Consider the following 12,532-nt stretch of genomic DNA (forward strand, 5'->3'; position numbering starts at 1 on the left):
GCGCTTATGCTATACTAGCCGTAAGGAAATAGACATATTTCACGAAGTTTCTTTTAATGGAAGGACGATTCGAATGGATATCAAATATGCAGCAAAAGACATTCTAGAAAAAGACTTTAAAACAGCCATGCGCGGCTACAACCAGGACGAAGTGGATCATTTCCTGGATGAAATCATTCAAGACTATGAACTGTACAACAAAAAAATCGAGCAATTGCAAAATGAAAACCGCCGTTTGCGTGCGGAACTGGAGGAATCGCCAAAAAAGCAAGCGACTCCCGCCCCTGGAACGACCAATTTTGATATTTTGCGCAGATTGTCCCATCTGGAGAATCACGTGTTCGGCAATAAACTCGACAATAGGTAACAAGCTTGTCAACAGCCGCCGAATAGCGTATACTTAGTTAGCCATTTGAAATTCTGGCAATCGCTCCCGCACTCGATGCGGGAGAGGAAAGTCCATGCTCACACGGATCTGCGATGACCGTAGTGATCGCGCCCAGCGAAACAATAAGCTGGGGCAGCAGTTATGCTGACGGCGGGTAGAACGCCTAAGTCTTCGGATATGGCCGAAATACCCTGAAGGTGCCACAGTGACGGAGCTGTATAGGAAACTATGCAGGTGGAACGAGGTAAACCCCGCGAGTGAGAAACCCAAATTATGGTAGGGGCACTTTTCCAAGGGAAATGAACCGACGGAAGAGGCGGAGTGAATCCGCAGATAGATGATTGCCATCCGCCAGTACGAGGCTTCGGCTGTTTGAGTACGCGGAGACAAAACATGGCTTATAGAATTTTGAATGGTCTTAACTTATCTTTTTTGAAAGGCTCTCCTGTCGGGGAGCCTTTCTTCATATGGACGAAGGTGAATGGGAAGCGATCAAATTCCGGAATGAAGCCACCAGCTGCATGTCGGAAGCCGGCCATGCCAGCAAATTGCTTCCATGATGACTAAACAGATGCAAGCAAGACGGAAAGGAAGTTGTTATGACTAGCTATAAATTACTGGCCACAGCAGCGATGGGGCTGGAATCCATCGTGGCGAACGAAGTGAAGGAACTTGGATATGAAACGACGACGGACAATGGCAAAGTGTTTTTCGAAGGCACCGTCCGGGATATCGCAAAAGCGAATCTTTGGCTGCGCACCGCCGACCGTGTGAAATTGATTGCCGGCGAATTCGAAGCGACGACATTCGATGATCTGTTCGAACAGACAAAAGCGATCGAATGGGAGAAATACTTGCCGGTCGATGCGGAGTTCCCCGTACAAGGGAAATCGGTCAAATCGAAACTCCATAGCGTGCCGACCTGCCAGTCGATCGTCAAAAAGGCGATTGTCGAGCGCATGAAAAAAGCGTATCACCGCAATGCCTTCTTGGATGAGTCGGGCCCGCGCTTCAAGATTGAAGTATCGATCCTGAAAGATAAAGTACAATTATCGATCGACACGAGCGGAGCCGGACTCCATAAACGTGGCTATCGCGTTGGGCAAGGCGAAGCGCCGCTCAAGGAAACATTGGCAGCCGCGCTCGTCAAATTATCGCGCTGGACGCCAGACCGCCCGTTCGTCGACCCGTTCTGCGGTTCAGGGACGATCGTCATCGAAGCGGCAATGATCGGGCAGAACATCGCGCCGGGCTATAACCGTGAATTCGATAGCGAACAATGGCCATGGGTCGGCTCCAAGATTTGGGATGAAGTACGCGCTGAAGCGGAAGAACAAGCCGATTACGACCAGCCACTCAATATTCTCGGCACGGACATCGACCATCGCATGATCCAAATTGCCGAAGAAAATGTCATCGAAGCCGGGTTTGCAGGGCTAGTCCGCTTGCAGCAGCGCCAAGTGAAGGATTTCACGACGGCTGAAGAAAACGGTGTTGTCATCGGGAACCCGCCATACGGCGAGCGGATCGGTGAAGTGGAAGTCATCGAAGAAATGATCGGGGATATGGGACAGATATTCTCCAAATACCCGACATGGTCCGTTTATATGCTGTCTTCCATGGAAGGCTTTGAAAAGCTCTACGGGCAGAAAGCGACGAAAAAACGCAAACTGTATAACGGCTTTATCCGCACGGACCTGTTCCAATTCTGGGGAGAACGCCCAAAAAATAAATGAGGAAAACGGAAGGGCGCCAGCCCTTCCGTTTCTCTGTGAGGGGTTTTATATGAGACAAGCTTTGCCATTTCCGTTATCCAAAGACAAAACGTTCTTTGACTCATTGAACGACTGGATCGGGGATATCTTCTACGATATTCTGCCGGAAAAAGGGTATGAACTTCGAGATGAACAGATTTTCATGTCGTTTCAATTGGAAAAAGCGCTGAAAGAACGACAAGTGCTATTTGCAGAAGCCGGTGTCGGGACAGGCAAGACCATGGCCTATTTATTGCCGGCGATTGCATATGCGCGCTACACCGGCAAGCCCGCGCTCATCTCTTGTGCGGATGAGGCATTGATCGAGCAATTGGTGAAAAAAGGCGGGGATATCGACCGTCTGGATGAGTTGTTCAATTTGAACCTGGATGTCCGACTCGCGAAATCGCGCGACCAGTATTTATGCCTGCAGCGCTTCGAAGGGGCGAAAAAACGCAGCGAAGCGGATTTTCTCGACCATATCGAAGATACGCTTCCTGAATTCGTCAACAAAACCTATTCGATGCAGCAAATGTATCCTTATGGCGAACGTTCGAGCTATCCGGAATTGACGGATGACCAGTGGCAGCAAGTCAACTACCATCCGATCCAAAATTGCAATGCCTGCGATATGCGCAATAAATGCGGACAGACACTGCACCGCAACCATTACCGGGAAGCGACCGACCTCGTCATCTGCTCGCATGATTTCCTGATGGAGCATATTTGGACGAAAGAAAACCGCAAGCATGAAGGCCAGGCGCCCTTGCTTCCGGAAGTCTCCCAAATCGTGCTTGATGAAGGGCATTTACTCGAATTCGCAGCCCAGCGTGCCCTCACTTATGAAGTGCAGGAAAGCTCACTGTATGATGTGACGGAAAAAATCATGGTCGACGGCGTCCGCGAAAAGACGCTTGCTCTCATCGAACGTACCATCGACCTGCACACCGAATTTTTCAGCGTATTGCGAAGCAATCTGATCCCGAGCGAGGAAGACCGCAAAGCGATCCAGGAAGACCCGTTGCTGAAACGCATCGGGACGGAATTGATCCGCACTGTCGACAGCCTGTTGGAAGAATTCGTCTTTGAAGGGGAATTGTTCAGCATTCCGGAATATGAACTGAATTTGGCCGAGGAGTATTTCGAGCAGTATAACTTCTCCATGGGCTTGTTTGTCGAAAACGGCGACGCCATCAGCTGGCTCGAAGAAAAAGATGAAATTGAAACATTGGTCATCATGCCGCGCCTTGTGACGGATATTCTCGAGGAGAAATTATTCGATGGCAAACTGCCGATCGTCTTTTCTTCCGCGACATTATCCGTCGCGAAAGATTTCACTTATTTGGCGGATACTTTGGGGATCGACAATTTCGAATCGTTCTCTGTGCCGTCTCCGTTTGAATACGAAGAAGTGATGGAGATCTTCAAGCATCCGGTTCCACAGGACGCAAAAGCGCAAAAAGTACTGGAGTTGGCAGCGGAAGGCGGACAAACCTTGGTGTTGTTCAAATCAAAAGCTGCTATGCAATCTTTCAAACGCGCAGTGCCGACAGACTCTCCACTTGCCATCGAGTTCGAAGGCGACCGTGAGCTATCGTCCGTCGTGCGCAATTTCCAGGAAGGCAAATTCCAAGTGCTGTGTTCCCATCATCTATGGGAAGGGATGGATTTGCCTGGCGATGCCTTGACGAAAGTCATCATCGTCGACTTGCCGATGCCGCCGAGTGATCCGGTATTCGACGCGAAACGTAAATTCAGCGAACATCCGCTAGAAGAGATCGACTTGCCGTTCATGCAGCTGCGCCTGCAGCAAGGCGTCGGACGGCTCATCCGTTCTTCTTCCGACCATGGAGAAATCCACTTGCTATTGACCGAAGAGGAATTGCGCATTGAACACCTCTGGCAGAATGTCTTGCCAGTGCCGGCGAAAAATCGCTAAATAGAATACGTGACGAATCAGCGGGGAAGTTCCCCGCTGATTTTTTGTCTTTTTCCGAAAAGCTGCCTATAGAACTGAAATTTTCAAAAGCTGATGGGGCAGGGAAAAGACTCCTTATGATACAATAGACCGGTAAAGAAGGAGGAATATTGTGTCAATGGAACAACAATTCAGGGAACTACATCAGAAAATGACAAGCTATAACGAAGCCATCTCCTTGCTGTATTGGGATATGCGGACAGGCGCACCGAAAAAAGGCCAAGACTTGCGTTCAGAGACAATCGGGACCTTGTCTTCAGAACTGTTTGCGATGTCGACATCTGAGGAATATGGCAAGCTAATCGCTGAGCTGAAAAAACAGGACGGTTTATCAATTGCAATGCAGCGTTCTGTGGAAGAAGCCGACCGTGAATACCAATTGAACGCCAAAATTCCGCCAAAAGAATACCGCGATTTCGTCATCTTGACGAGCAAAGCGGAATCCGTATGGGAAGAGGCGAAAGAGCAGGAAGATTTCGCCATGTTCCAACCATACCTTGAGCAGCTCGTGGAAACGACTAGACGCTTTGTCGGCTATTGGGGAATGAAAAACGGCAGTGTCTATAATACTTTGCTCGACCAGTATGAGCCAGGCGTCACGACCGAACAACTGGATGAGGTATTCGGGCAATTGAGAGAGCGCATCGTGCCGCTCGTCAAACAAATCCAGGAGTCTGGAAACCAGCCGAACACCGAATTCTTATATGGGCATTTCCCGAAACAAGCCCAGCAGGATTTCAGCTTGGATGTGCTGAACCAATTGGGCTATGACTTCGAAGCCGGACGACTGGATGAAACAGTCCATCCATTCATGATCGCAGTGAACCGTGGCGATGTCCGGGTAACGACGAAATACGATGAAGAGGATTTCCGCACGGCCGTCTTTGGCACGATCCACGAAGCGGGCCATGCTTTATACGAACAAAATATCAGCAGTGATCTGAGCGGATTGCCGGTCGACGGTGGCTCATCGATGGGCATCCATGAATCACAGTCATTGTTCTTTGAAAACTTTGTCGGGCGCAACGAATCATTCTGGCGCCATAATTACGAAAAATTCCTGGCGTATGCACCCGATTCATTCCAGGAAGTAATGCTTGAAGAATTCCTTGAAGCCATCAATGAATCAAAGCCTTCACTGATCCGTATCGAAGCTGATGAATTGACTTATGCACTGCATATCATGATTCGTTATGAATTGGAAAAAGGGCTGTTCGACGGCGATTATGAAGTGAAAGATCTTCCAGCTTTATGGAACGATAAATATGAGGAGTATCTAGGCGTCCGTCCGGCACACGACGGCGAAGGCGTGCTTCAGGACGTCCACTGGGCAGGCGGCAGCTTCGGATATTTCCCATCATATGCACTAGGGCTCCTGTATGCAGCGCAGTTCAAGAATGCCATGAAAAAAGACATCCCGAATTTCGATGAATTGCTGGCAAATGGAGAGATCGGACCGGTCACCGAATGGCTGAATGATAAAGTCCACCGGTACGGAGCTGTCAAGAAGCCGCTTGAGCTTTTGGAAGAAGCGACAGGCGAAGGCTTGAATGGAAATCATTTGGCCGAATACTTGGAATCGAAATACGCCAAAATCTATCAATTGGATTGAAGCAGAAGAAATCTTCTTGCTTGGCAAAAAGATGAATGGAGAATGACTGAAGGAGGAATTGCTTGTGTTGGCATCCTTTCGTTTAGAAGGCAAGACCGCTATCGTTACCGGAGCGGGAAAAGGCATCGGGCGTGCGATTGCATTGGCACTCGGTGAAGCAGGGGCGAATGTACTGCTTGTCGCACGGACCGAAAGCGACCTCGTGCAAGTGATGCAGGAAATGGAGAGCGAGCGCACGTCCTATGCAGTCGCGGATGTGACCGACCGAAACGATATCCAATCAGCGGTCCAAAAGGCAATCGAGCGGTTCGGCGGCGTCGACATCCTGGTCAATAATGCCGGGATGAATATCCGTTCAAAACTGGAGGATGCGACCGACAATGAGTGGCACAAAATCATGGATACCAATGCGCAAAGCGTATTCATGTTTTCCCAGGAAGCGGCAAAATATATGAATAAAGGGGCGTCGATCATCAATGTCAGTTCCGTCGGCGGCGACCGGGCGCTGAAAACAGGCGTCGTCTATGCCGCTTCCAAAGCGGCGATTATTCAAATGACCAAAGTGATGGCGATGGAATGGGGCGGGCGGGGCATCCGCGTCAATGCGATCGGCCCTTGGTATTTCCGCACGCCGCTAACGGAAAACTTGCTGTCGGATCAAGAATACCTGGATTCGATCCTTGCGGTGACGCCGCTCAAACGCGTCGGAGAATTGCCGGAAGTGGCCTCTCCTGTCGTGTTCCTCGCATCCGACGCAGCGGGTTATATCACAGGGCAGACCTTGTTCATCGACGGCGGCATGTCGATCCACGGGTTTTCCTGAGGAAACATCCTTCCAGTGATGGAAGGATGTTTTTCGTTCTGCTGAAAAAATGATATGATGAATGGAAGTAACGGTGAAGGAGATATACATATGACAGCGACAGACCATAAACAGGAATTAATCGAAACAGCGCATCTTTACCGGATTTTCAAGGACAATGAAGACACGGAACGGGAAGAAAAAGCGGAATTATTCGTGCGCAAAATCTTGAAAGACCAATTCATCATCGGGTTTGCCGGCCATTTCTCCTCCGGAAAGTCATCGATGATCAACGCTTTGACGGGCGAGACGCTATTGCCATCGAGCCCGATCCCGACAAGCGCGAACATCGTCAATGTCCACAAGGCAGAAAAAGATTATGCCACCGTCAACCGCAGGGGAGACCGTCCTGTGTATTTTCCGGAGAACTATGATTTCCAGGCCGTAAAGGATTTCTGCAAGAGCGGCGACGTGACTCAAATCGACATCGGACATTCGGGTTCCGTGTTGCCAGAAGGCATTACCGTAATGGATACGCCAGGCGTGGATTCGACGGACGACGCCCATAGGATGTCGACGGAATCAGCTTTGCATGTGGCTGACATGGTGTTCTATGTCATGGATTACAACCATGTGCAATCCGAGCTCAATTTCAATTTCACACGTGAATTGCAGAAGTACACGGATCTTTATTTGATCGTCAACCAGATCGATAAGCATCAGGAAAGCGAAATGCCGTTTGCGGAATTCCAGCAATCGGTCGCGGACAGTTTTGCGGCTTGGGGCGTTGAACCGAAAGGCATCTTTTTCACTTCATTGAAGGTCCATGACTTCCCGGGCAATGAATTTCCCGAAGTGAAACAGCTCGTCTCCTCAGTCATGGACAATTGGCAAGGACACATCGGCGAAGCTTCGGCTTCTGCACTTCGTCAATTGAAAGATGAGCACATCGGCTTTTTGGAAGACGAAAAAGCGGAGCGGCTCGAAGCCTTCGCGAATGTATTGTCTGAAGAAGAATGGGCTGCACGCGAAGACCTGAAAAAAGAACACGAACTGATCAAGCGCCGCAGTTCTGTCCAGGATTACGACAATTGGCGGTCGAATTTCGAGAAAAAGCGCAAAGAGCTGCTTGAAAATGCCAATATCATGCCTTATGAAGTGAGGGATGCGCTGAGTGCTTACATCGAAGCGCGTCAACCTGGATTCAAGGTGGGCTTGTTGTTCAGCGGCAAGAAAACCGAAGAAGAGCGCGAAAACCGTAAAAAAGACCTTCAAGACAAGCTTTCGAAGACGATCGATTCGCAAATGACCGGCCACTTGAAGAAATTGATGAAAACCTCCTTGCGGGAAGCAGGCTTGCTGACGGATACCGAGTCGCTTGAAATCGACAAGATGGAATTCGACTTGCCGTTTGAAGTTGTCGAGAAGAATGTTCCCGAGACTGCTGCGATGACTGCGGATACCGTACTCAATGTCAGCAAAAGCCTGACCTCGCAAGTGCAGCGCTGGCTCATCCAGGAAACCGACCCATGGAAATCCCGGCAGCAGGAAGGCTTCGAAGGGCTTCCGGACGATGCCGGTGTGGAAATCGACATGAAATCCGAGTCGCTCGAACAAAAAGTGCTGGCGATACGCACGCTCGAGGAAATGGACGAAGCAATCGAGAAAGTGAAAAAGTCATTCACTGCCATTTTGCCGAAGCAAATGGAAGCTGCAGAAAAGCAAGTGGCCGACTGGCAAGACGCGTTTCATTTGTCCGCTGAAGACATGGTGGAATTCACGCCATCGATGCTCGAAGAAACAGAAGAACAGCAAGGGGAAGAAGGCGAAAGCGCTCCGAAGCATGATCTGGCATCGTTTGATGAACAGGAAGTGCTGTCGCGCGTGAAGAAAACCGCCGATATTTTAGAGCCCGTGCGAGGGTTTTCGGAAACGGTAGAGTACTTGAAGCGCAAAGCGAAGCGTTTGGAAGGCCAGGAATTCACCATTGCGTTATTCGGCGCGTTCAGTGCCGGGAAATCCTCGTTCTCGAATGCATTGATGGGCGAGACGGTGCTGCCGGTATCACCGAACCCGACGACTGCGACCATCAACCGCATCCGCCCGGTGACTGATGCCCATCCGCATGAAACTGCCGACGTACGTTTAAAAACCGTGTCGGCGATGACAGAGGATGTTAAAAACTCGTTTGCTGTCTTTGGCATGAATGTAGAGACGCTGGAAGAGGCCTATGCGAAAACGGAAATCCTTCCGGAAGATGCAACGTCAGAACAGCAAATCCATAAATCGTTCTTGCTGGCATTCAAAAGCGGTTATGAATCCTTTGCGGGCCATCTCGGGGAAACCCCGCGCGTTGACCGGGAAGAGTTCGGCTTGTATGTCGCCAAAGAAGAACGCAGTTGTTTTGTCGAGGAAATCGATTTTTATTTTGACTGTGAACTGACAAGAAACGGCGTCACCTTGGTGGACACCCCAGGAGCGGATTCCATTAATGCGCGCCACACGAATGTCGCATTCGAATACATCCGCAACGCAGACGCCGTATTATTCATCACGTATTACAACCATGCATTTGCCCGAGCGGACCGCGAATTCCTCATCCAGCTCGGACGCGTAAAAGACGCTTTCGAAATGGATAAGATGTTCTTTGTCGTCAACGCCATCGACTTAGCGAATGATGAGGAAGAAAAGCAGGCAGTCATCGAGTACGTCGGCAATGAATTGCAGCGTTTCGGGATCCGTTTCCCGCGCCTATTCGGGGTTTCGAGCCTGCAAGCCTTGAAAGATCGCGACATTTCAGGGATGCCCGAGTTCGAAGAGAATTTCCAGCATTTCCTGAAAGAAGAGCTGAAAGGGATGGCGGTCCAGTCATTGTCGGAAGAAGAGCAGAAAACGGTTGACCGTTTCCGCAATTTAATCCAGTCGACTGAAAAGAACCTAGAGCGCAAAGATGAACGATTGGAAGAATTAAAGCAATTGGAACAGAAAGTGCGCAAACGCTATAGCGACACGATGGCTCCGGTATTGGAGCGTGAAGCGAGCCAGGAGCTTGGCGAATTGCTGTACTATGTGAAACAGCGGGTATTCTACCGCTTCAACGATTTCTTCAAGGAAGCGTTCAACCCGTCCCTGTTTTCAAGGGAATCCTCGAAGCAAGCGCTCGATGCCGCATTGCGCGATTTGCGCGATATGACGGCTTTTGATTTCCAGCAGGAGATGAGAGTGACCAATCTGCGCCTGGCACGTTTCATCGAGAAGAAGTTGACGGAACGCTTCAAAGATGACGCTGCCAAACTGAAGGACTGGAATCCCGAGTTTTCGTTCCTTCCATATGAAGTGAAGGAAGCGCAGCTGCTCGAAGCGGATCAGCCGTTTGGCGATGCGGATTATTCCACAGCTAAGTCGTATTATAAAAACAATAAGAGCTTTTTCGAGAAAAACGAAAAAGAAGCGATGCGCGACGCCTTGCAGGGAATGATGGAACCGGACGCAAACCGTTACTTGGAGCAGGAAAAAGCGGCAATGATCGAATGGGCGGAATTCTGGATCGAACAGGAAGCGGAAGGGCTTCGCCAGCATCTTTTGCGCCAGGCAATCGAACAGATCGAATCCGAGCGCAGCTTGCTGCAGCAAAGCGAAATTTTGGCGCAATGGAAGCAATTGCATGAAAAATTGATGGAAGGCAGGGGATAATATGACTGTTTTTATTGAAACGATAGATACGGAGAATTACCGTTGGATCGATGCGCGTTTTGACTTGAAGGATCCAGCATGGGGAAGCGAAAGCTTTGCTGCCGAACATGTGGCAGGGGCCATTCACTGGGATTTGGAGAACGATTTATCCGATATGGCGTCCGCGAATGGACGCCATCCGATGCCAAGTAAAGAACAGCTGGCGCAATTGTTCCAAGCAGCAGGGTTGGAATTGACCGATTCGATTGTCATCTATGACCAGGGCGGCTCTCCTTTTGCCGCACGGGCATGGTGGCTGCTTTGCTATGCCGGATTCGAGCAGGCATATATCAGCCGTGTCGGTTTTGAGGAGCTGAAACGCCAGGGCATTGCCACTTCGACAGAAGCAACGCCCTATCCGGCTTCAACCATTACGCCCGAGTTCAACGGTGGCTTGCTTGCGACGCGTAAAGACGTCCAGCAAATCGTCGACGGCAAGGAATTGGGCGTCTTGATCGATGCCCGTTCTCCTGAACGCTACGCTGGCATCAACGAACCGATCGATGCGGTCGCCGGGCGGATTCCGGGCGCACGCAATTACGATTGGTCGCAACTTGTGTCGAATGGAGCATTCCGGACAGATGAAGAGTTCGGCGGCTTGCTGCAGCCGAAAGAGCCGGCGGTCGTCTACTGCGGCAGCGGCGTAACGGCGGCTGCATTATACGCCATGCTTGCCGAAAAACAGCATGAAGGCTTGAAGCTGTATGTCGGCAGCTATTCCGACTGGATCTCCGATGAGGACAATGTCGTCGAAATAGACCGTGACGAGCATCCGGAAGCGGCTGATGACCAGACCAAAGCAGTACTGGCGAAATTGATCGAAGAAGGCTACACTGGCGAGATGCTGATGAAGAAATTCGAATACGAAAAATCGCTCCTGGAAGATAAAAAGTAAATAGAAAAACGGCATTGCTTATGTAGCAATGCCGTTTTTTTATGATTTGTTTTTCTTGTTCAATTGGACAGTGATGATTTGATGGTTTTCCATCTCGCGTACGATAAAGCGGAAATCGGTCAAGTCGATGACGCCGCCTTCTGCGATGTCTGTATCCATCATCTGGACCCAGCCCCCGACAGTGTCGATGTCTTCACTTTCCTCGAATTCGATCGGGAAGCGGGCTTCGAGTTCTGACAGCAGAACCCGGCCGTTAACAAGGAAATTGTGGTGGTCCAGCCGCTTGATATCATCGGTTTCGTCTTGGTCGAATTCGTCGCGGATTTCGCCGACAATTTCTTCAAGAATATCTTCCATGGTGATGACGCCGGCTGTCCCGCCGTATTCATCGACGACAATCGCCATATGGACGTGCTGGCTTTGCATGCGCAGCAATACATCCTGGATCGGCGCCTGGTCATGGACGAACGGCAAATCATGGATCGTCAGGCTTTTCGAGAGATCCCCAGCCGTCGTGTAGCTCGTCAGCAATTCCTTGATATTGACAAAGCCGATGATGGCGTCTTTATCGCCGTCTTCGGTTACCGGATAGCGTGTATATTGATGTTCTTTAATAATCTCCATTAATTCAGCGTGATCCATTTCCAGTGAAATGGTAATCATTTGCGTTCTTGGTAGCATAATGTCTTTGGCGAGCCGTTCATCAAACGAGAAGATATTTTGCATATACGCCAATTCATTCTGGTTGATTTCGCCGCTCTGGTAACTCTCATGCATCAAATGCTTCAAGTCTTCTTCGGAATGGCCGTATTCGGGCTGCAAAGTGCGGATGCCCAGCGGCCGCAGTAGGAGGCGGGCCGCTGCATTGAGCAACCAAAGTACAGGTGCGAATAGACTGCCGGCAAGGCTCAGCGCCGGGGCGAGGCGGAAGGCCGCGCGTTCTGCGTACTGGGCCGCCAATGCTTTCGGCGCCAGTTCCCCGATGATGGCCCGGATGAAAAAGACCAGCAGGAGCACTGTGATATAAGCGATCGGCCCTGCCGCATCCGATCCGGCATTGTCCGCCACTGCCTGTACAGAAGGCAGCTCGGCGATGTTTTTCGACAGCCAGCCCAGTCCGATTGCCGTCACTGCGATGCCAAAGCGTGAAACGGATAAATAATAATCCAGATTATTGCTGATTTTTTCCAGCCAATTGGCATTTCTACGGCCTTCCGATAAAGCTTGTTCGATGCGCGACAAGCGCACACGGATGATGGAAAATTCCGCCCCGACAAAAAAAGCGGTAAAAAATAAAAGAATACTTGCGGTTGCGATATAAAGGTAAAATATACTGTCCAATTCGTCCCCCATGTCCGGGAGCTCACCTCA

At 50.1% G+C, this 12,532-nt stretch carries 8 protein-coding genes and 1 other RNA gene; 8 read left to right on the forward strand and 1 reads right to left on the reverse strand.

Going from position 1 to position 12,532, the window contains the following annotated elements; genetic code table 11:
* The first annotated feature begins 73 nt into the window (after positions 1-73).
* The 8 genes from gpsB (at position 74) to DP119_RS06015 (ending at position 11,161) form a co-directional block, all read left to right on the forward strand.
* Positions 74-367: a cell division regulator GpsB gene (gpsB, locus tag DP119_RS05980; RefSeq protein WP_068869266.1), complete on the forward strand. Its 294-nt coding sequence runs from the start codon at positions 74-76 to the stop codon at positions 365-367.
* Between the two features lie 48 nt (positions 368-415).
* An RNA gene (gene rnpB, locus DP119_RS05985) (RNase P RNA component class B) lies at positions 416-794 on the forward strand.
* Positions 795-987: 193 nt separating this feature from the next.
* A complete protein-coding gene (locus DP119_RS05990; protein WP_112231722.1) occupies positions 988-2,124 on the forward strand; it encodes a THUMP domain-containing class I SAM-dependent RNA methyltransferase in 1,137 nt (378 codons plus the stop codon).
* Positions 2,125-2,173: 49 nt separating this feature from the next.
* Entirely contained in the window at positions 2,174-4,081 is a 1,908-nt protein-coding gene (locus tag DP119_RS05995; RefSeq protein WP_112231724.1) for an ATP-dependent DNA helicase, read from the forward strand.
* Positions 4,082-4,238: 157 nt separating this feature from the next.
* Positions 4,239-5,732, forward strand: a complete 1,494-nt coding sequence (locus DP119_RS06000; protein WP_112231726.1) for a carboxypeptidase M32 — start codon at positions 4,239-4,241, stop codon at positions 5,730-5,732.
* A 64-nt stretch (positions 5,733-5,796) separates the two neighbouring features.
* Entirely contained in the window at positions 5,797-6,555 is a 759-nt protein-coding gene (locus DP119_RS06005) for an SDR family NAD(P)-dependent oxidoreductase (protein ID WP_112231728.1), read from the forward strand.
* A gap of 90 nt (positions 6,556-6,645) precedes the next feature.
* Positions 6,646-10,227 carry a dynamin family protein gene (locus DP119_RS06010; RefSeq protein ID WP_112231730.1) on the forward strand — a complete coding sequence of 1,194 codons (3,582 nt, stop codon included), beginning with the start codon at positions 6,646-6,648 and terminating at the stop codon, positions 10,225-10,227.
* 1 nt (position 10,228) lies between these two features.
* Positions 10,229-11,161: a sulfurtransferase gene (locus tag DP119_RS06015; RefSeq protein ID WP_112231732.1), complete on the forward strand. Its 933-nt coding sequence runs from the start codon at positions 10,229-10,231 to the stop codon at positions 11,159-11,161.
* 39 nt (positions 11,162-11,200) lie between these two features.
* On the opposite strand, the gene DP119_RS06020 is transcribed toward DP119_RS06015, so the two are convergent.
* Positions 11,201-12,514, reverse strand: coding sequence for a hemolysin family protein (locus tag DP119_RS06020; RefSeq protein WP_167399195.1), 1,314 nt, complete (start codon positions 12,512-12,514; stop codon positions 11,201-11,203).
* Between the last annotated feature and the right edge of the window lie 18 nt (positions 12,515-12,532).

Source organism: Planococcus maitriensis, assembly GCF_003289925.1.
Lineage (GTDB): Bacteria > Bacillota > Bacilli > Bacillales_A > Planococcaceae > Planococcus > Planococcus maitriensis.